Origin of the sequence: Nocardia sp. NPDC051750 (assembly GCF_044453135.1) — a bacterium.
In the GTDB taxonomy this organism is placed as follows: domain Bacteria; phylum Actinomycetota; class Actinomycetes; order Mycobacteriales; family Mycobacteriaceae; genus Nocardia.
Genome location: NZ_JBITCK010000002.1, coordinates 38393 through 57872 on the forward strand (window position 1 = coordinate 38393; position 19480 = coordinate 57872).

A 19480-nucleotide genomic window follows, 5' to 3' on the forward strand; every position below is an offset into this window, starting at 1 on the left:
TCGATGATGTGCGCGGTGTATTTCCGGTGCGGACTGTCACACCACCGGGAATTTGTTTGTCACCTCCCGTAACGATTAACTTCCTCTCCGTTGGCATCGATGCCGGACCGGAGAGATTGAGCGCATGAACTTCGCACTATTGCGTGCCGCCGCGGCGGTACGCGGATCTCGGCGATGACTCCCGAGAGCCGGACCGCGGCGATCGATTCGGGCCCCCGCACCGATTCCGCCGGAACCCCGCCGCCTACGCGGCGGGCCGAATCCGCCCGGGAGATCGTCGGCAAGAATTTCTCCGGCACCATCGTGTCCTCCGTGCGCACCTTCGGCCGGGCCGTCGGGATGGCGCAGGAATCGGTGGCCGGCACGGTGTCGGACCTGGCGCGCGGCCGGTTCCAATGGCAGGAGATGCTGGTCCAGGCGTGGCGCCTGGTGACCGTGACAGCCTTCCCGGCCATCCTGATGGCGATCCCGTTCGGTGTGATCGTCTCCGTCCAGGTCGGCAACCTGATCCACAATCTCGGCGCGGATTCACTGCTCGGCGCCACCGGAGGTCTGGGTGTGATCAAACAGGGCGCGCCCATGGCCACCGGGTTCCTGCTCGGCGGCGCCGGGGCCGCGGCCATCGCGGCCGACCTGGGCGCCCGTACGATCCGGGAGGAAATCGACGCCCTGCACACCATGGGGATCAGCCCGGTGCATCGGCTGGTGATCCCCCGCATGGTGGCGATGCTGCTCGTCGCCCCGCTGCTGAACATCCTGGTGATCTTCGTCGGCATCGTCGCCGGATATCTGGTGGCCATCGGCGGGCAGGGCGTGACGCCCGGTTCCTACTGGGCCACCTTCGGATCGTTCACCACCGCCGCCGACGTCTGGGTCTCGCTGCTCAAGGCACTGATCTTCGGGTTCCTGGTGGTGATCATCGCCTGCCAGCGCGGACTCGAGGCCAAGGGCGGCCCGCGCGGCGTGGCCGACGCGGTGAACGCCGCGGTGGTGCTGTCGGTGGTGTCGATCGTGATCGTCAATCTGGCGATGACCCAGGTGACCGCGATGTTCCTGCCCACCAGGCTGGCGTGATGGCGGCGACCTCGTACGCCCCGAAGGGGTTCGGACTCGTCGCGCGCTATTTCCGGCGCGGCAGCCGGATTCTGGGCGCGGTGGATTCGCTGGGATTCGTCATGGTGTTCTGCTGGCAGGTGCTCTCCTCGATTCCGCTGGCGCTGCGCCGCTACCGGGGCGAAACGCTGCGCGTCATCACGAATATGACCTGGGGCCGCGGATCGGTGATCGTCGGCGGCGGGACCGTGCCCATGATGATCGTGCTCGGCGTGGTGATCGGCGCGTCGATCGGTGTGGAATCCTTCGCCACCCTGGACATGCTGGGGATGGGGCCGGTCACCGGCATCGTGTCCGCCTTCGCGACCACCCGCGAACTGGCGCCCATCGCCGCCGCGGTGGGTTTCGCCGCGCAGGCCGGCTGCCGGATCACCGCGGAGATCGGGTCGATGCGCATCTCCGAGGAAATCGACGCCATCGAGGCCCTCGGGCTGCGGTCGGTGCCGTTCGTGGTGACCACCCGGGTCATCGCCGGCGCGATTGCCATCGTCCCGACCTTTCTGATCGCGCTGATCGGCTCCTACTTCGCCTGCCGCGGGCTGATCACCCTCGTGCACGGCCAGTCCGCCGGGGTCTACGACCACTATTTCTTCCAGTTCATCGCCGGGTTCGACATCATCGCGGCCACGGTGAAGGTCGCGGTGTTCGGCATCGTGGTGATCTGCGTGCACAGCTACTACGGATTCTTCGCCACCGGCGGGCCCGAAGGTGTCGGTATCGCCTCGGGCCGGGCCGTACGTGCCAGTTTCGTCGCCATCATCGCCATCGACATGGTCCTGACGATCGTGCTGTGGGGATTCAACTCGGCGATCAGCTTCACGGGATAGGGACAGATGCCGAAGTACGGAATGCCCGGGGTCGCCGCCGGTCCGCGCAGCGCGCGGCGGGTCGGTGTCCTCGTGGTCGCGGTGCTGGCGGTGGTCACGCTGGCCGGATACGGGTACCGGGCGGTGACGTCGGACGACGGGCTGCGCGTCGCGTTGCGGACCGAGCAGATCGGTGACGGTGTCGTCGCCGGAACGCTGGTGCGGGTGGACGGGGTGCAGGTCGGCTCGGTCACCGATATCGTGCCCGCCGGGCGCGGTACTCAGCAGATCAGTCTGTCCCTGGACGAGAACCGGTTGCACGGAATCGACGACAGCATGCTGGTGGACTACGCGCCCGCGAACCTCTTCGGCATCAGCGAGATCGAGTTGCGGCCCGGGTCCGGCGGTGCGCCGCTGCGCTCCGGTGCCGTGGTGGACCTGACGGGTCGCCGGGCCGCCGAGGTGTACGACGCCACGATGGGCGCGCTGCTGCGCAGCCTGTCGCAGACCAGCGGCACCGTGTTCACGGCGGATATGGCCGAGGTGATCTCCCAGGCGGCGGCGGACGTCAAGGCGTTCACGCCGCTGGCCGAGGCCCTGATCACGGCCGGGCGGGTGATCGCCGAGCACCAGTCGATGCCCGCGAACGAACTTGTCGGGCGGCTCGGGCCCGCGTTCGAAGGCGGCGGGCAGTTCGCCGGCGCCACCATCGAGGTGCTCGATCAGATCGTCGATATCGATGTGCTGCGCACCGACCGCGCGGATTTCGATGCCGGAGTGAAAGCCCTGACCGGGGAGATCCTGCCCGCTCTCGCGGACACCATGAACAGCGCCGGTCAGCTGTCCGGCTACACCGATATGCTCGCGCCCACCCTGAATCTGATGGCCCTGGCCGTGCCGGACCCGCAGCAGTCGGCCGCGGATCTGCGTACGTTGCTCACCCGGCTCGGGGTCGCGTTCAAGGACGGGCCCCAAGGACCCGTGCTCGACCTCGAGGTCGAAGTGAACGGAGTCGCGGGAGGTGAGCGGTGACCCCGCGGGGCGCCGCCTGGCGGCTGGTCCTGTTCGCCGGGGTGATGGCTCTGGTCCTCGCCCTGGTCATCGGCGCGATCAAACGGCCCGTGGACGGCGACACCGAAACCCACCACGCCTTGTTCACCGACGCGAACGGCCTGAAAACCGGTGACGATGTGCGGATGTTCGGGGTGCAGGTCGGCAAGGTCGAGGCGGTCACCCTGGCGGGCGACAAGGCGAACGTCCGGCTCACCGTCACCACCGACACCCCGGTCTTCGACAACAGTGTGCTGGCGATCCGGTACCAGAACCTCACCGGTCAGCGGTATATCGACCTCCAGCAGCAGCCGAACCCGGGTGCCCGGCTGGCCGACGGTATGGATATCGCCCCGGAACAGACCGTTCCGTCGTTCGATGTGACCAGCCTGTTCAACGGCCTGCAACCGGTCCTGGCGACGCTGTCGCCGGAGGCGGTCAACCAGTTCACCGAAAGCATGCTCGCGGTCATCGAGGGTGACGGCTCGGGGATCGGCCCCGCGCTGGACGCCATCGGCACGCTCAGCGAATATGTGGAGGACCGCCAGCACGTCATCGGCACCCTGGTCCGCAATATGTCCGACCTCGCCGAACGGGTGGGCGGCCGGCTGTATCACCTGGTACCTCTGCTGGCGCGGCTCACCGATATCTTCGAGGCGCTGCAGCGCAATGTCGGAGGTCTCGCGGATTTCGCGATGAGCGCGCCGGCGGTGCTCGAACCGGTGGACCGCCTGCTGGCCGCACTCGGCCTGAGCCCGGAGATGGGTCCCGATATCGACGCCATGATCCGGAATCTCTTCCCCGATCCGCAGCAGGCACTCGACACATTCGGGCGGCTGCCCGGCCTGCTCGCCGCGGTGGACACGGCGTTCCCGCGGACTCCGGCCGGGTTCCGGCCGGAGTGCAGTAAGGGTGCGGCCGAGGTCCCGGCGCCGGTGCGGGTCCTGATCGGCGGACAGCAGGTGGCGATATGCAACGGATGACCTTCGCCCGGTGCAAGTCGGCGCTCGGGCGCTTGTTCGATCGGGATCAGCCGATCACCGACGAACCGACGAAACTGCGGAAACAACTGCGGCTGGGGATCATCGGCGTCTGCGCGGTCGCGGTGCTGGGCATCGCGGTCGGTGCGCTGTACGTGGTGCCGCTGGGCAAGAAGACCTATACCGCCGAACTCAGCGAGGCGCAGTCGGTCAAGGCCGGTGACGATATCCGCCTCGCCGGTGTGCCGGTGGGCGAGGTGACCTCGCTGGAACTGCAGCCGGACCGGGTACTGATGAGTTTCACCGTCGACCGGGACGTCTTCGTCGGCGACCGGAGTTCGCTGGACATCCGCATGCTCACCCTGGTCGGCGGTCACTATGTCGCGCTGTTCCCGGCGGGCGATGCGCCCCTGGACGACACACCGATTCCGGCCGACCGGATCCGCCTGCCCTACAGCCTGATGGAAACGTTCCAGGACGCCACGGCACCGCTGCGCGAAACCGACGGCGATACGCTGCGCCGCAACCTCGCCGCGCTGGACACCTCCATCGACGCCGCCCCGGAATCCCTGCGTAGCGTCCTGGACACCGTCGGCAGCTACCTAGACGCCATCGAACGCCAGCGCGACCAGGTCTCGAACGCCATCGCGACCGCCGACGAATACGTGACCATGTACGACGGCGCGAAAACCGATCTGGGCCGGTTGATGGACAACGTCAACCTGATGGAGACGGTGCTACTGGACAAACGCGCCGAACTGCGCCAAGCCCTGGGCCTGCTCAGCTCGGTGGTCCAGCGGGTGACCGCCATGGCGCCGAGCTGGGAGCAGACACTGCAACCCAAGGTCCAGCAGCTGGCCGACGCACTGCCGCGGCTGCAGGAATACGGCGATCAGCTGGAGCCGATGATCGCTGCGGCCCAGAGCTTGAGCGGGAAACTGCGTGAACTGGCCGGACCCGAGGGCGGCGTGCACGTCGACCAGTCGGGGACGACGGTGACCGCGCCCGGCGCCGTGCTCTGCGTCCCGCTTCCCGGGAAGGTGTGCTGATGCTGAAACGGGTGCTGGCCTCGCCGGCGCTGATGTCGATCGCCGGCGCGCTGGTCCTGGTACTCGCGGTGACCGCCGCGTACGTGATTGCCTTCGAACCACTGAAATCCACCCGCGCGTACTGCGCGATCATGCCCGATAGCATCGGCCTCTACCAGGGCAATCAGGTGTCGATGCGGGGGATCACCGTCGGTTCGGTGACCCGGATCGCCCCGGCCGGCGCGAAGGTGCGGGTCGATTTCGAGATCGACGCCGACCACCCCGTGTACGCCGATGCCGGGGCCACCACGGTCTCCGACACCGTGGTGGCCGACCGGGAACTGGCGGTGCTACCGGGCGCGAACTCCACCGACGAACAGGATCCGGGGCAATGCCTCACCAAAACCCTGACGCCGAAGAGTCTCACCCAGACGATCACCGCGCTGGCCGAGCTGTCCGATCAGATCGGCGGCACCGAAACCCGGCCGAACGCGCTCGCGGGCGGACTGGACGCGGTGGACTCCGCGACCGCCGGCACCGGCGCGCAGATCAACGATCTGATCAACCAGCTCGGCCGGGTACTGGAATCCCCGGATGCCGATATCGCCCATCTGGCAGGTATTTTCGACGCTTACGCGTCGGTGTCCAACAAGGTTGCCGAGCATTGGGGGGATCTGAAACTGATGCTCACCCGGCTGGCGCCGACCCTGAACCAGGCGCACTCCGAACTGCTCACCCCCGGTATCGCATTGTTCGACGGGCTGCGCGAAATCCTGCCGATGCTCAACGACCTGACCGTGATCCTGGCCGACCCGCTCATGACCACCCTCGACAACCTGGTGCCGCTGGTGAAACTGCTCCGCGCGAATGTGGGTTCGCTGAGCGATATCGTGCGCACCACGCCGGTGCTGACCTCGGCATTGCGCACCGTCACCGATCCGGCGACCGGCGCCCCCGGCCTCACCTACGCCCCGCCGCGGGTCGCGATACCGCAGCAGAACGCCGAGCAGGTCTGCGCCGCGGTGAACGCCGTGACGCCCGGCCGCTGCACCGGGGCGGCGAACGGCATGGTGGATCTGGATCTGGTGCGGCTGGTACTGGGATCGGCGGGTGCGCGATGACACGGCGAATTCCAGTCGGGATGACACCGCGAACTCCCTTCGACGGGACAAAGCGAATTACTTTCGACCGCACTCGGTTGCGACGCGGCCTGGCGGCCTGCGGACTCGCCGCGACGCTGGCCGTCTCCGGTTGCGCGTTCGATCCTTCCGATATTCCGGTACCCGGCGCCACCGTCACCGGCGGGAGTTATCCGCTGCACATCGAATTCGCCAATGTGCTGAACCTGCCCGCCCGGGCGAAGGTGATCGCCAACGGCGCGCAGGTCGGCAATGTGGAGCGGGTCGAGGTCGTTCCGGGCACCGCCGACGGGCCGGGCTATGTCGTCGTGGATATCGACGTCGACGACGAGGTCGAACTACCGGCCACCACGGTTGCCGAACTGCGGCAGAACACCGTGCTCGGCGATATCCACGTCGCGCTCACCACACCGCCCGACGGGTACGACACCCTGTTGCGCCCGGGCGACACCATCACCCGCGACCGCACCCAGCCGCCGGTCCAGCTCGAGGACACGATGGCGGCGATCGCGCTGTTCGTCAACAGCGGCGCGGTCGGGCAGTTGCAGGACATCGTCAACCGCTTCAATTCGGTACTGCCCCAGGATCCGGCGCAGACACAACGGATCGCGCAGGTGCTGGCGACCGACGCGGTGGACCTGGCCGCGCACCTGGACCAGGTGGACCTCCTGCTGAACGGCGTCGCCGCGAACGCCGAGGTCATGCACGGGATCCAGGACGAGCTGGACAATATCCTGCGCCCCGAGTCGGTGCAGCAGATGAACGACGCCACCGCGTCCATCGCCGGGGTCACCGAGATCTTCGGCGGGCTGGGCCCGGTCGGTCAGTCGCTGAGCTGGCTCGCACCGCTCGCGCAATCCGGCGGCGCGGCCGCGGCGGCGTTCGTGCCGCTGGCCACCGGCGGTCCGCTGGATCTGCGGCAGCCCTCGAACCTGAACATGCTGATCGCGCTGCTGCGAGACAAGATCATCCCGTTTGCGGAGAACGGGCCGAAGGTGGATATCAGCGCGGTGCGCACGCCGGGCCTGTCCACCGACGATCAGGTGAACCGGATCATCGAAACCCTGCGCATGATCGGAGCCGTGCGATGAAACTCGGTCCGCTGGCGTCACTGGGCGGTATCGCCGCCATCACCGTGCTCGGCGCGGGCTATCTGACTTTCGGAGTGGTGCGCGCCGATCCGTTCCGCGATTTCGTGAACGCCTCCCTGGTCCTCGACGATTCCGGCGGTCTCGGCGTCGGCTCACCGGTCCTGCTCACCGGTATCGAAGTAGGTCGCGTGACCTCGGTGGACCGGGTGACCGACGGCGTGGAAGTCGGTTTCCGGGTGGACGATTCGCATCGCCTGCCCACCGACAGTGTCGTCACCATCGAGCACCTGTCCGCACTCGGCGAACCCTATGTGCAGTTCGTGCCGAAAACCGGGGCGGGCCCTTATATATCGGACGGGCAGCGGCTGGAATCGGAAGATATCCACAGCCCGCTGTCGATTCCCGAGGCCGCGCGCATGGTCACCCGCACCATGAACCAGCTCGACCCGGCCACCATGGGTTCCTTGGTACGCACCATGAGCGAGGCCCTGCACGGCACCGACGCGGTACTTCCGGAACTCACCCGCGCCGCGGACCTGCTCGCCGCCACGATCATGTCCCGCGAACCCCGTATCGCGGAACTGCTCGACAACTTCGAGACAGCCGCTGCCGACAGCGAATGGGCCGGCTCCGCTACCTCGGCGGCGGCCACCGAATTCACCCGATTCGCCGAAGTCCTCGACGATTTCGTCGAATCGGTGGGTCGGTTCACCGGTGACGAAGGGGCGCCGGAGGCCTACCTCCAAGGCGACGGACTCGTCCCCTTGCTGCAGCGGCTGCACACCCTGCTCGACGAGATCGGCCCGGAACTGGCCGCCCTGCAGCCGGGGCTTGCCCCGCTCACCGAAGCGCTCGGCACCACCGCGCCGCAGGTGAATATCAGCAGCCTGATCGATCAGGCGCTACAGAGCACCGACGAGGATTCGGTGCAGGTCCGGGTGGGCCTGAAATAGCTGGATATAGGTGACAATTCATTCCGGTCCGGGTCGGTCCGGGGTTTCGGTATCTGCGCGGTCGAGGATGGCCTGGGCTTGGTTGTCCACATCGCCCAGGGCCGAGATCAGATCCAGCGCACCCAGTTCGAACGGAGTCTCGTCGGCCATCTGGCGCAGCTCGGCCAGTACCGCATCGATATCGTCCGCCGGCTCATCATGGTGCCTGGTCGATGCGTCGGTCGGCTGCCAGGCGATGGCCTGCTGCCACCACGGATCGCGGATGGCCCACGCCCAGATGGTTTTGCGGACCAGGGTCGCGTTATCGGTGTAGAGCTGGAAGAACGCGTCCAGATCGCGGTGTTCGAGTTCGAAGATATCCTCCGGCAGCCGGCGAGCCCGGATATGGCACATCGGTGCGCGGGTCACCTGCAGGGCGGGGTCGCGCGGGTCCGGGGGAGTTTCCAGGATCTCGTCGAGAATGCTCTCGGTGAGATAGGGCAGGGTGAAGTTCCCGGTGGTCACCTTGATCCGGGTGGCGCCGCGCGGGTTGTAGAGGCGGCGGGTCGCGACATCCAGGATCGCCAGGTCACGGTCGGCGGTCAGCGCCAGCAGGGCGCGCAGGCAATCGAACCGGTCCCGGACGGTCGCTTCCAGCAGGGCGCCCCGGGCGTCCGGCCGGTGGTAGACCCGCAATCCGGTCCCGGATCGGTGGATCAGGGTGCACACCACTGCGACCGACTGCACCGGAGGGCTGGGCTCGGCGGTGTCCCGAAGGGCCAGATACCGCTCGTATGCCTGCTCGGCCGATTCGAGCCCGGCCGCCGGCAATACGGCGAAAAGAGAACTCACCCGCCAAGTACAGCAAAAGATGCGACCCGTCGCTGGTTCACTTCCGATACTGGGCAAGGGAATTCGCAGCCTGTCAGATACCGGCCACATCCGCGAGCTGTCCGATGGAGTAGGTGACCGTCATGGCCAGTGCCCCGCCGATTACCACCCGAGCCATGGCCCGCGCCCGGCCGCTACCGCCGAGCCAGGCGCTGATCGAGCCGGTCAGCGCCAACGCGAGCAGTACCGCGACCATGGTGGCCGGGATCCGGGCCGAGGTCGGAGGCAGCAGGATCGCCAATAGTGGCAGCATCGCGCCGACGGCGAAGGAGATCGCCGAGGACAGCGCAGCATGCCACGGGTTGGTCAGGTCGTCGGGATTCAATCCGAGTTCGGCTTCGGCGTGGGCGGCGAACGCATCGAATTCCGTCAGTTCCTCGGCCACCCGCCGGGCGGTCCGGGCGGAAAGTCCTTTGGCGTGATAGATCGCGGTGAGCTCGTTCAGCTCATCCCCGGGGTCTGCCGCCAGTTCCCGGCGCTCCTGCGCGAGCAGCGCGCGCTCCGCATCGCGCTGGGTGCTGACCGACACATACTCGCCGACCGCCATGGATATGGCGCCGGCGCTGATCCCTGCGATGCCGGCGGTGAGAATGGTGTCGGTACTGGACGCGGCGGCCGCGACACCCACCACGAGCCCCGCCGTCGAGACGATCCCGTCGTTCGCGCCCAGCACCCCGGCCCGCAGCCAGTTGAGCTTGGCCGCGAACCGGGGCTGCGGGAGATACTGGCCGTTCGCTGCGTCGGTCATAGCCGCAGACTATGCCAATAACCGCAGGTGAGGCCATGCTGTGTCGAACCGTCGAGTGGTCTCCGGTGCCGTGCCGTGCGTGCCGGAGCGAACCGCTCAGGAACTATCGGGGCACGGCGTACACGTACAGGAGGGCGATGGTGACCAGGCCCATTGCCGGGGTCAGAACCCAGGTCTCCACCTTGTTCCCGGTGCGGGAGATGATCGGTACGGCCAGCCGGGGCTTCAACGGCCACAGCAGTGGGCAGCCGCGGTCGGTGAGGCAGTCGCCGGCGATATGGATGAGTGAGCCCAGGCCGATGGCGAACGGTAGCCAGTAGGGCGAATCCGGGAGCCAGCGGTCCATCAGGACCGTTCCGCCCCCGGCCAGCAGCACGCACAACCCCCAGGCCCGGAACGAATCGCCCTTCGGGGTCAGATGCAGGGCCCGGAAGCCGAAGGCCAGCATGACGAAGATGACGCCCAGCGTGAAGTATCTGCCCAGATACATCACCCCGGCCCAGGTCGCCCAACCGGCGAGCAGGACGAACAGCAACCCGTGTGTCCCTTTACGGTGTCCACCGGCGATGGTCGACACCCCCTTCGCCACCACATTGCTCACCGGGCCCAGGGAGTCCCCGATCGTGCCGCCCGGGTGATCGATATCCGGCAGCAAGGCCGCACCTGCCGTGATCAGGGCGCCGAGAATCAATTCGAGCGCGCTGACATCGACGGGTCCGTTCACGAATTCCATCACCGGGACGGGAACAACGGTGGCGGCGGTGGCGAAAGCCAGCGCGCCGCTGGTGGCATGGGAATGGCCGAGCAAAACACTCTCCCGGTATCAAGGTGCGATCGGACGTAACGATCCAAGTTAGCAATCGATTCCGACAGACAATCCGGGCCTGCGACGCGCCGAGGTCTTGCGATCACGAGACACGCCGTGCCGACGGTTGTTCCGGCGAAAATGCTCCGGATACGTCTGTACGCCCGGCGTTATCGATGCAATGCTGTCGCGATCGGAGCGCCGGTGGAGCGTTCCGTCCATGGAGGGGGTGTCGAATGCGTGATGTCCAGCCGATTCTCTGTCGGGTGCCCGAGTACGAACCGCCGACAGAATTGCCTGATGGGTTACCACCCGTCCGGTCCGGGGTCCGTCCGTTCGCCGGAAGTCCGTCGATGTCGGCGCCTGCGCGCAGCGGCAAAGAACCCGTCGAGCCTGCATCCGCGGGCGGAGAATCCTCAGCCGCCGCAACCACGACAACCTGCGCGCCCGAAAAACCTGCGGAGAAACCCGCGGCCGATTGCCGCCCACGCGTCGACCGCCGATCCCTGCGCTCCGGTAGCAGCACCCCGGCGAGCATCCGTCGAGTCCAACGAGCCGGTCACGCGGTCGAACGGCACGACGAACCCGGCGACGCGCGCGAATTCGCCGGAAGAACCCTACGGATCCTGCTGGAGATCCTGGACCGCCGCCGCCCGGTCGCGCAGCTGACCACCCTGTGTGCCCCCGCGCTGATCCACACCGTCGGATCCCTGGTGGCCGGCGACCATGTCCCGAGCCGGACACTGGGCGCCGCGGTCCTGACCAAATACCGGCTGTTCCCGGCCGGCGACCATGTATTCGAGCTGGTAGCCATGTACGAGCGCGGCCCACGCTGCCTCGTGCTCGCCGGCCGCGTCGAGCACACGAAAACAGGCTGGAAGGTGACAGCCCTCCGCCTGGCCTGATCGCACCGGGAGCTGACCGTGAAACGTGGCGTGCAAGCCCGGTCCTTCAGGGGCGGGAGGAAGTGAAAGTATGGGATCAGCTGATATCCGCCGGATTGGCCCGCAAACCCTGAATCTTCCGGGCATTGCCGGCGCGGTATTTCGGTCCGATCGGCGGGAGGAGTTCGAGCGATGGCGTCGTATCCAGGGATTTCCGGGCGGACATATGTGGTCACGGGTTCCGCCTCCGGCATCGGTGCCGCTACCGCCGCCATGCTTCGCGAACGCGGCGCGAAGGTCATCGGGTGCGATCTGGACGACGCGGAAATCCGGGCGGACCTGTCCACTCCCGAGGGGCGGCGGTCCCTCGTGGACCAGGTCACCGAGCGCGGGCCGATCGACGCTGTTCTGGCCATCGCCGGAGGGGGCAGAACCGGTCTCCTCGAGACCAATTACTTCGGTGCCGTCGCGACATTGGAGGGGCTTCGGCCGTTGCTCGCGCAGAGCCCGGCGCCCCGAGCTGTCGCGGTCTCGTCGACGTCGTCTCTAGCGCCGGTGGATGAACGCGTGCTGCAAGCCTGCCTGGACGGCGACGTCGCCGCGGCACTTGCCTACCTCGACGCCGACCCGTCGCTCGCCGGGCCGACGGGCGCCTACGGTGTCGCGAAACGTGCGTTGAACCGATGGGTGCGCACGGTTGCCCCGACCGCCGAGTGGGCCGGGGCCGGAATCGCCCTCAATATTGTCGCACCGGGTGTCGTGGACACACCGGCAGCTGCCTGGATCTTCGCCGACGAGGCGACCCGGAATACGGTCGAGGCCGCCGCCCCGCAACCCTTCGGCGGGTTCCCGGGGCGGCCGGAATGGGTCGCCGAGCTGATCTGCTGGTTGTCCGGCGCGGACAACCGTTTCGTCACCGGTCAGATCGTTTTCGCCGACGGGGGTGCCGAAGCCGCGGCGGTCGGTGACCAGCACTGGCGCTGAGCGCTGTCCGGGTGAGCGGCGAATCGAAGTTCGCGGGTTGTGCGAAACGCCCGGTGATTGCGCAGTTCCGCCACGGTCCTTCGAGGTCTTTCCGGTGCGGGGCGGAGATACTACAATGCGTAGTATTGCTTGGACGGTAGCCGTGTGAGCGGCTCGACCTCGGAGGTCGTCATGACCGGAACGTCTGTCCGAATATCTCCCGTAACGGCCGAATTGCGCTGGGCTACTGCGATATTCGCGGTCGCTCTGGCGGTACACGGCGCGGATCACCTGCGACGCGGCATGAATTCCATCTCGATGACGGTCATGGCGCTCGGGACGGTGCAGACCGTGCTCGCCGTCGTAACCATCGCCTTGGTGTTCGCCGGGCATCGCTGGGCGCCCCTGGCCGCGATCGGCATAGGCTTCGCCAGCGCGATCGGGTTCACCCTGGTGCATCTGTTCCCTGACTGGTTCGGGCCGTTCAGTGATAGCTTCATCAACCCGCCCGCGGTCGCCGGGGTCACCGGGTTTTCCTGGTTCGCAGCGATTTTCGAGGTCGCCGCCGATTTGCTGATCGGCTTCGCGGGCCTCCGGGCCCGCCGCCGCGCCAGGTGACCGCAGCTGACACCAGGCGATCGGCAGCCGACCCCGAGCGCCGGAATCCGGGTGCTTTCCGGCGTGCTGTGGGGCAGACTCGGGCGGATGAAGGCGCGGAGTACAGGCGAATTGATCGCTGCCGTGGACGGTGGTGCGCGGGTGAAGTACCTGCCGTTCTGGGGGCATCATCCGCGTCCGGACGGAGTGATCGGCTCGAATTGCCTGAGTCAATGGTGGCCGGTGGAGTTCACCGTCGACGGAGTGGATTTCCGGACAGCCGAGCATTACATGATGTGGCGCAAGGCGATGCTGTTCGACGACCGGAGCATCGCGGACCGGATCCTGGCAGCGCGGCATCCGGGTGAGGCCAAGAAATTGGGCCGAAGTATCCGCGGGTTCGCCGAGGATGTGTGGGTGGAGCACCGATACGGGATCGTGGTGGCCGGAAGTCTGGCGAAATTCGGTCAGCACGAGGAACTGCGGCGATTCCTGGTGAACACCGGCGACAGGGTTCTGGTGGAAGCCAGTCCGGTGGACCGGATCTGGGGTGTCGGATTGACCGCCGACGATCCGCGAATCGAGGATCCGACCGGCTGGAAAGGGCTGAACCTGCTCGGGTTCGCGCTGATGGAAGCCCGCGAGGGATTGCGGCCCTGAACTCGGGCGAAATCGCGGACCGAGCGTTGGGATACCGGCCGAGCTGCTCGCGCTGCCGTGGCGGCAACTCGGCCGGGCTTCGAGGTCAGACGACAAGCCTTTCCTCGGTGACCATTACGGCCACCGAATTCATATCGATGAACTTGCTCTCGTCCGGGTTCACCAACTCCTTGTAATTATCGGACGTGAAGAAGGCGTTGTGATCCGCCCAGCTGTCGAACCAGATTTCGGTGAGGCCGTCGTAGGCGGGACTCGGATATCCCTCGGCGGGTACCGGGTGGGAGACGGTGTACTTCTTCACGTACTGCCGCGCTTCCGGAATGGAGGTGAACAGCGGGGCGTGGCGGTTTCGGTGATGGTCGACGAATTCCTCGAAGGTCATCCCATCGATGCGGTTGATCAGGAAAGCAAATTTGATCACGGACTTCTCCTTTCGTGCTCGCGAATGCGGGAGGCCGGCAACCGGATACCCGGCGGCGGACCGCGAGCCAGGGGATTAACCTAAACGTTCACATCGATGTCAGGGGCAAGCCGCTGTGACCCGACGCACACGAGGAGTTGACGATGCGGATCGGTGAACTGGCCGCCCGGACGGGAGCGAGCCGTCGATCACTGCGCTACTACGAGGAGCAGGGCTTGCTGGTCAGCACGAGGTCTCCCAGCGGTCAGCGGTGCTACGACGATGATCACGTCCAGCGGGTGGCGCTGGTGCGGGCATTCCTGGCCGCCGGGATGTCCAGTAGAACCATCGCTCGAATGGTCCCCTGTATGGCGGAGCCCACGAGGGACAGGGCCCGGCAAGCCTTGACCGCGATGAATCAGGAGCGAAATCGCCTGTCGGCCACGATCGACAGCCTGGCCGCCGCCAGAGCGGCACTCGATGACCTGATCACCGTGAACCGGGACTTCCTGGCGAACGCAGCGGATGACTAGGCCGGGTGCAGCGGGAACTTCTCACCGCTCGTGTGGGCGGTGAGCGTTCCGCAGCGTGAACCCAGGCCGCTGACCCGCCCGCTTTGTCCCGATCCGGTGCCTTACGCTGCTTCTCCGGATATCGGATGAATCGGAGGGCGAATGGTCAGCGGGAACGAGCCGGGGGCCCGGCGGCGGGATTCCGCGGCCACGCGGGTCGCGATTCTGGCGGCGGCGCAGGAATTGTTCGCCGAACGGGGGTACGAGCGGGCGACCGTGCGGGATATCGCGACGCGGGCCGGGGTCAACCAGGCATTGTTGTTCCGGTATTTCGGAACCAAGGACGAGCTTTTCCGGGCGACGATGACCGATCGCGGGCGGTCGGTCCTCGATGCCGGCCCGGTGGACGCGCTGCTGTCCAGATTGCTGGAACGTGCGCTCGGGCCGAACGAGGGGCTGTCACCCGGGAGTTGGTTGCAGGCGGCGCTGCGGTCCAGCGGCCACGAAGAGGGCGCGTCGGTGATTCGCCGGGAGCTGGGGGAGGAGTACATCCGGGCGCTGTCGACGCTCACCGCGGCCGAGGACGGGGATCTGCGTGCCGATCTCCTGCTGGCCTGGCTGCTGGGAATCGGGCTGGTCCGGTCGGTGCTGCACCGGGAACCGTTGGACAGCGCGGACCCCGCGGAGATTGCCGGTCATGTGCTGCGTGCGGCCGGGGTGCTGCTGGAGCGCAATGATGCGAGATTCCCTCCGGCGTAACCCTGTTGCGCCGTTGACTCCCCACACTGCAACCCCTTACCCTGCCTAAGTAAGCGGCTGCTTACAACGGCCGGAGCTGTCGGGAAGGGAGACCGAATGAGCGTGAACACCGAGGTGCGGCAGTACCCCTTCGGCGAACCGGTTCGCCTCGATATGGATCCGCTCTACGCGAGACTGCGCCGCGAAGAACCGGTCTCCCGGGTTGAACTGCCCTACGGTGGGCAGGGCTGGCTGGTCACCCGCTACGACGACGTCAAACTGGTACTCGGCGACCCCCGGTTCAGCCGCGCGGTCACCGTGGACCGGGAAGACATACCGCGCGCGACCCCCGCCCCGGCACGCCCCGATTCACTGCTCAGCATGGACCCGCCCGAACACAGCAGGCTGCGCAAGCTTGTCGCGAAGGCGTTCACCAGCCGCCGGGTCCAGCAGCTCCGGCCACGCACGCGGCAGATCGTCGACGAGAAACTCACCGAACTCGAGCGCGCCGGCGCACCCGCCGACCTGGTGCAGGGATTCGCGCTCCCCCTGCCGGTCACCGTCATCTGCGAAATGCTCGGTGTGCCACCGCAGGACCAGCACCGGTTCCGCGATTTCTCCGACGCGATCCTGTCGACCACCGCCTACACCCGCGACCAGATCGAAGCCGCCCGCGATTCGCTGGAGGGCTACCTCGCCGAACAGGTCGCCCAGCGCCGGAAGCACCCCACCGACGATCTGCTCGGCGCCCTCGTCGCCGCGCGCGACGACGAAGACCGCCTGAGCGAGCGCGAGCTGGTCAACCTGGGCGTCGGCATCCTGATCGCGGGCCACGAGACCACCGCCAACCAGATCGCCAACTTCACCTATGTGCTGCTCACCCAGCGTGCGTACTGGGACCAGCTGCGCGCCGATCCCGAGTTGATCCCGGGCGCGGTCGAGGAACTGCTCCGGCACACCCAGCTCGGTGCCGGCGGCGGGCAGCCCCGGGTGGCGACCGAAGATGTGGTGCTCAGCGGGGTCACGGTGCGGGCGGGAGACGCGGTGTTCGTGCACACGCAGTCCGCGAACCGCGACGAAGCCGTCTTCGACGACCCGGAATCACTCGATCTCACCCGGCAACGTAATCCGCACGTGGCCTTCGGATATGGGGCGCACCACTGCCTCGGTGCGCAACTGGCGCGCGTCGAACTGCAGGTCGCGCTCGAGGCGCTGCTGCAACGGTTCCCCGATCTGCATCTCGCGGTACCGGTGGACGAGGTCCCCTGGAAGTCGGGTCTGCTGGTACGGGGTCCGGAGAAACTCCTGGTCGGCTGGTGAACTCACGCCTCCCGGAGGAGTAGCCGGAACGCGCGGTGCGCGGGGAGTGAGCGGCGGGTGTGGACAGGTGGGGAGAGTTGTGAAACGGCGATCGGCTACCCCTTGTCTGCATGGCAGTGGGGGAGCAGGGTGAGAGATGCCGGTGGCGCCACCGGGGCGCTGCCCCTGAGCAGAGAGGGGGTGGATCGTGTTCGCGCGATCTACCACTATTCAGGCGCAACCCTCCGCTATCGATACCGGAATTGCGCATATGCGTGAAGTCGTTATGCCCGCGTTGCGGGACGTGCCCGGATGTGTCGGGTTGTCGCTGATGGTCGACCGGTCGACCGGGCATTGCATTGCGACCAGTGCCTGGGAGTCCGTCGAGGCGATGCACGACAGCCGGGAAAAGATCGGCCCGATCCGGGAACGTGCGATTGCGGCGTTCGGGGAGAGCGCGCAGGTCGAGGAATGGGAGATAGCCGGTCTGCACCGGGCGCATCACACGCATGAGGGCGCATGTGTGCGCGCGACCTGGGTCAAGACCGATCCGAGCCGGCTCGATTCGGCCGTCGAGATCTACAAGGCTTCCACCTTGCCCGCGATGGAGGAGCTGGACGGTTTCTGCAGTGCCAGCCTGATGATCAACCGGAAGTCCGGTCGCGCCGTCTCGTGCACCACGTACGACAGTGCCGACGCGATGCGCGCGAGCCGCGAGATGTCGGCCTCGCTGCGGGTCGACGCCGCCCGGCAGACCGGTGTCGAAGCTGTCGATGTGCGGGAGTTCGAGCTGGCGCTCGCCCATCTGCGGGTTCCGGAACTGGCCTGATCAGGGCTCCCCGTCGTCGAAGCGTGCGCGGGCGCGCTCGACATCGGGCAGGGTGCTGGTCGCCCAGTGCAGGAGTGCGTCGATGAGATCCTGCAAGGACCTGCCGAGCGGCGTGAGGCGGTATTCGACGGCAACGGGACGCGTACTCGTGACCACGCGCTCGATCATCCCGTTGCGTTCGAGTCGCCGCAGTGCGGCCGTCAGTGACTTCTGCGTCACGACCGGGATCGCCCGGCGCAGCTCGTTGAAGCGCAGCGTCCCGTGCTCGCACAGCGCGTCGAGGATCTGCAGCGACCATTTGTCGAGCACCTGATCCAGCAGGTCACGGTGCTGCTGGGTGAGTTGCGGGGCGGCCGGCTGGGGTGCAGCGGTTTCCATCATGAAACCTAGTCTCGTTGAAGTTCCCTTGGGGCACCAGGTAGACATCGGATACCTGATTCAACCAGTGAAAGGGACACTCATGGCAGTGCAGTTGCTGACCCCGGAGGGCATGTTCGCTCCCGTTCCGTACCACCATGTTTCGATCGGCACGGGTGCTCGCCACGTGCATGTGGCCGGGCAGATCGCCCGTGACGCCGAGGGCAATCCGGTCGCGACCGGCGACCTCGCCGGCCAGGTCGCGCACGCACTACGCAGCACAGCACGTGGTCTGGCGGGAGCGGGCGCGAGTTTCGCCGATGTCGTGCGGCTGCGCTTCTTCGTCACGCACTGGAGCCCGGACAAATACGACGACTTCGTTGCCGGTATCGAGCGCGTGGTGGACGAGCTGGGGATACCGCAGCCGTTACCGCCGCTGTCGGCGATCGGCGTCGACTACCTGTTCGAGCCCGATGTTCTGGTCGAGGTCGAGGCGTACGCCGTGCTCGACTGATACCTGCCGCGCAGTCCGCCGGAACGGCGACGTTCGACGGATGCAGGGAGTCGGCTCACGTGTGCGGGCCGAATCCGGCTGTGGTCAGGTCCGCTAGTAATTCGGCGGTGGCGAAGTGCGGGGTGAGGCGGGTCTTGGTCAGGGCGAAGGAGATGCCGGTGGCGATGTCGGCATAGACGTAACTGCCGCCACCACCGACCCAGCCGAACGCGGTCGATGTCTCGTCCGGCCGGGTGCCGAGGCGGCCGAGCGGATAGCCCAGGGCCAGCCGCGCGGGGTTGCCGAAGACCTGGTCGGTGCCCTCGAAGGCTACGGCGGTGACCTCGGCGAGCTGGTGTGAGTCGATGAGCCGGCCGTCGAGGAACGCGGCATTCGCGGCGGCGATCCCCCGCGCGGTGAAGGTGGCGACCGAGGGGATATCCGCCTGCAGGATCTCGTGACTGTTGCCCATGGCCGCGGTGGGTTGCATTTCCCAAGGCGCGAGAACGGTATCGGCGTCGGGTGGGGCTGGTTGCGGGGCGACGTCTTCGAGTCGTGCCAGCCGGGGCAGGTCGGCTCGGGGCACCCCGAAGTACAGGTCGCCGTCGAGACCCAGGGGCGCGGCGATCCACTCGTGAAGGAGTTGGCGCATCGGTTTGCCGGTCGCCCGGCGCGCGATCTCGCCGACGAGGAAGCCGAAGGTGAACGAGTGGTACCCCGTCGCGATCCCGGGTCGCCACAGTGGTTCGGCGGCGGCGACAGCGGTGCAGACTCGCGTCCAGTCGGGCAGGTCGGCGGGCCCGATATCGCGAGGCATCGCCGGTACGCCGGTCGTGTGGGTGAGTACGTGCCGGAGAGTCGCGGACTCCTTGCCGTGGGCACCGAACTCCGGCCACAGCTCGACCACCGGGGTGTCGTATCCGATCGTGCCTGTCCGGACGAGCAGATGCGCGATGAGTGACGCCAGGGTCTTGCCGGCGGAGAAGCTGAAGAACGGAGTCTCCGGCGTCACCGGGCGCCCGGTCGCGCTGTCGGCGATCCCGGCGACGGCGTCGGCGACCAGAGTGCCGTGCCGGTACACGGCAACCTGCAAGCCGGTCTCGGCGCCGGTAGCGACGAAATCGTCTATGGCACTGCGGATCCGGTGTTGTAATGCGGACATTGT

General features: G+C 67.2%; 23 protein-coding genes. 17 read left to right on the plus strand and 6 right to left on the minus strand.

Features of this window, described 5'->3' with window-relative positions:
* The first annotated feature begins 174 nt into the window (after window positions 1-174).
* Genes ACIA75_RS07475 through ACIA75_RS07510 form a run of 8 tightly spaced genes read left to right on the plus strand, consistent with a single transcriptional unit; the run spans window position 175 to window position 8160 of the window.
* Window positions 175-1074, plus strand: a complete 900-nt coding sequence (locus ACIA75_RS07475; RefSeq protein WP_397101124.1) for an MlaE family ABC transporter permease — start codon at window positions 175-177, stop codon at window positions 1072-1074.
* Complete coding sequence (locus ACIA75_RS07480) at window positions 1074-1940, plus strand: MlaE family ABC transporter permease (protein ID WP_397101126.1); 867 nt, start codon at window positions 1074-1076, stop codon at window positions 1938-1940. The genes ACIA75_RS07475 and ACIA75_RS07480 overlap by 1 nt, the downstream gene beginning before the upstream one ends.
* A gap of 6 nt (window positions 1941-1946) precedes the next feature.
* The gene (locus ACIA75_RS07485) at window positions 1947-2951 is read left to right on the plus strand and encodes an MlaD family protein (RefSeq protein ID WP_397101128.1); all 1005 of its coding nucleotides are present in this window, start codon (window positions 1947-1949) and stop codon (window positions 2949-2951) included.
* The gene (locus tag ACIA75_RS07490) at window positions 2948-3952 is read left to right on the plus strand and encodes an MlaD family protein (RefSeq protein WP_397101130.1); all 1005 of its coding nucleotides are present in this window, start codon (window positions 2948-2950) and stop codon (window positions 3950-3952) included. Before ACIA75_RS07485 ends, ACIA75_RS07490 begins: the two co-directional genes overlap by 4 nt.
* Complete coding sequence (locus ACIA75_RS07495) at window positions 3940-4998, plus strand: MCE family protein (protein ID WP_397101132.1); 1059 nt, start codon at window positions 3940-3942, stop codon at window positions 4996-4998. Before ACIA75_RS07490 ends, ACIA75_RS07495 begins: the two co-directional genes overlap by 13 nt.
* Window positions 4998-6098, plus strand: coding sequence for an MlaD family protein (locus ACIA75_RS07500; RefSeq protein WP_397101134.1), 1101 nt, complete (start codon window positions 4998-5000; stop codon window positions 6096-6098). The genes ACIA75_RS07495 and ACIA75_RS07500 overlap by 1 nt, the downstream gene beginning before the upstream one ends.
* A gap of 20 nt (window positions 6099-6118) precedes the next feature.
* On the plus strand, window positions 6119-7207 hold the full coding sequence (locus ACIA75_RS07505; protein WP_397101136.1) for an MlaD family protein: 1089 nt from the start codon (window positions 6119-6121) through the stop codon (window positions 7205-7207).
* Window positions 7204-8160 (plus strand): MlaD family protein, encoded by a 957-nt coding sequence (locus ACIA75_RS07510; protein ID WP_397101138.1) that lies wholly within the window; start codon window positions 7204-7206, stop codon window positions 8158-8160. The genes ACIA75_RS07505 and ACIA75_RS07510 overlap by 4 nt, the downstream gene beginning before the upstream one ends.
* An 18-nt stretch (window positions 8161-8178) precedes the next feature.
* On the opposite strand, the gene ACIA75_RS07515 is transcribed toward ACIA75_RS07510, so the two are convergent.
* The 3 genes from ACIA75_RS07515 to ACIA75_RS07525 form a co-directional block, all read right to left on the minus strand.
* Window positions 8179-8991 carry a hypothetical protein gene (locus ACIA75_RS07515; RefSeq protein ID WP_397101139.1) on the minus strand — a complete coding sequence of 271 codons (813 nt, stop codon included), beginning with the start codon at window positions 8989-8991 and terminating at the stop codon, window positions 8179-8181.
* Between the two features lie 73 nt (window positions 8992-9064).
* Window positions 9065-9778 (minus strand): VIT family protein, encoded by a 714-nt coding sequence (locus ACIA75_RS07520; protein ID WP_397101140.1) that lies wholly within the window; start codon window positions 9776-9778, stop codon window positions 9065-9067.
* A 103-nt stretch (window positions 9779-9881) separates the two neighbouring features.
* Window positions 9882-10586, minus strand: a complete 705-nt coding sequence (locus tag ACIA75_RS07525) for a metal-dependent hydrolase (RefSeq protein WP_397101142.1) — start codon at window positions 10584-10586, stop codon at window positions 9882-9884.
* Window positions 10587-10936: 350 nt separating this feature from the next.
* Between ACIA75_RS07525 and ACIA75_RS07530 the strand changes: the two genes are divergently transcribed.
* From ACIA75_RS07530 to ACIA75_RS07545, 4 genes are all read left to right on the plus strand, one after another.
* Window positions 10937-11488 carry an Rv3235 family protein gene (locus ACIA75_RS07530; RefSeq protein ID WP_397101144.1) on the plus strand — a complete coding sequence of 184 codons (552 nt, stop codon included), beginning with the start codon at window positions 10937-10939 and terminating at the stop codon, window positions 11486-11488.
* A 171-nt stretch (window positions 11489-11659) separates the two neighbouring features.
* On the plus strand, window positions 11660-12451 hold the full coding sequence (locus ACIA75_RS07535) for an SDR family oxidoreductase (RefSeq protein WP_397101146.1): 792 nt from the start codon (window positions 11660-11662) through the stop codon (window positions 12449-12451).
* A gap of 297 nt (window positions 12452-12748) precedes the next feature.
* Entirely contained in the window at window positions 12749-13048 is a 300-nt protein-coding gene (locus tag ACIA75_RS07540; RefSeq protein WP_397101148.1) for a hypothetical protein, read from the plus strand.
* A gap of 87 nt (window positions 13049-13135) precedes the next feature.
* Window positions 13136-13687, plus strand: coding sequence for an NADAR family protein (locus ACIA75_RS07545; protein ID WP_397101150.1), 552 nt, complete (start codon window positions 13136-13138; stop codon window positions 13685-13687).
* Window positions 13688-13772: 85 nt separating this feature from the next.
* Here the strand turns inward: ACIA75_RS07545 and ACIA75_RS07550 are convergent, their stop codons facing one another.
* Window positions 13773-14108 (minus strand): EthD domain-containing protein, encoded by a 336-nt coding sequence (locus tag ACIA75_RS07550; RefSeq protein WP_397101152.1) that lies wholly within the window; start codon window positions 14106-14108, stop codon window positions 13773-13775.
* Window positions 14109-14251: 143 nt separating this feature from the next.
* On the opposite strand from ACIA75_RS07550, the gene ACIA75_RS07555 reads away from it, so the two are divergent.
* The 4 genes from ACIA75_RS07555 (at window position 14252) to ACIA75_RS07570 (ending at window position 17465) form a co-directional block, all read left to right on the plus strand.
* Complete coding sequence (locus ACIA75_RS07555) at window positions 14252-14620, plus strand: MerR family transcriptional regulator (RefSeq protein ID WP_397101154.1); 369 nt, start codon at window positions 14252-14254, stop codon at window positions 14618-14620.
* Window positions 14621-14761: 141 nt separating this feature from the next.
* Complete coding sequence (locus tag ACIA75_RS07560; protein ID WP_397101156.1) at window positions 14762-15358, plus strand: TetR family transcriptional regulator; 597 nt, start codon at window positions 14762-14764, stop codon at window positions 15356-15358.
* 96 nt (window positions 15359-15454) lie between these two features.
* A complete protein-coding gene (locus ACIA75_RS07565; RefSeq protein ID WP_397101158.1) occupies window positions 15455-16657 on the plus strand; it encodes a cytochrome P450 in 1203 nt (400 codons plus the stop codon).
* A 187-nt stretch (window positions 16658-16844) separates the two neighbouring features.
* Complete coding sequence (locus tag ACIA75_RS07570) at window positions 16845-17465, plus strand: antibiotic biosynthesis monooxygenase (protein WP_397101160.1); 621 nt, start codon at window positions 16845-16847, stop codon at window positions 17463-17465.
* Here the strand turns inward: ACIA75_RS07570 and ACIA75_RS07575 are convergent, their stop codons facing one another.
* Window positions 17466-17846: a winged helix-turn-helix transcriptional regulator gene (locus ACIA75_RS07575; RefSeq protein ID WP_397101162.1), complete on the minus strand. Its 381-nt coding sequence runs from the start codon at window positions 17844-17846 to the stop codon at window positions 17466-17468.
* A gap of 79 nt (window positions 17847-17925) precedes the next feature.
* Here ACIA75_RS07575 and ACIA75_RS07580 point away from each other — a divergent pair, with 79 nt between their 5' ends.
* Window positions 17926-18336 (plus strand): RidA family protein, encoded by a 411-nt coding sequence (locus ACIA75_RS07580; protein WP_397101164.1) that lies wholly within the window; start codon window positions 17926-17928, stop codon window positions 18334-18336.
* Between the two features lie 55 nt (window positions 18337-18391).
* Here the strand turns inward: ACIA75_RS07580 and ACIA75_RS07585 are convergent, their stop codons facing one another.
* Window positions 18392-19477, minus strand: coding sequence for a serine hydrolase domain-containing protein (locus ACIA75_RS07585; RefSeq protein ID WP_397101166.1), 1086 nt, complete (start codon window positions 19475-19477; stop codon window positions 18392-18394).
* Between the last annotated feature and the right edge of the window lie 3 nt (window positions 19478-19480).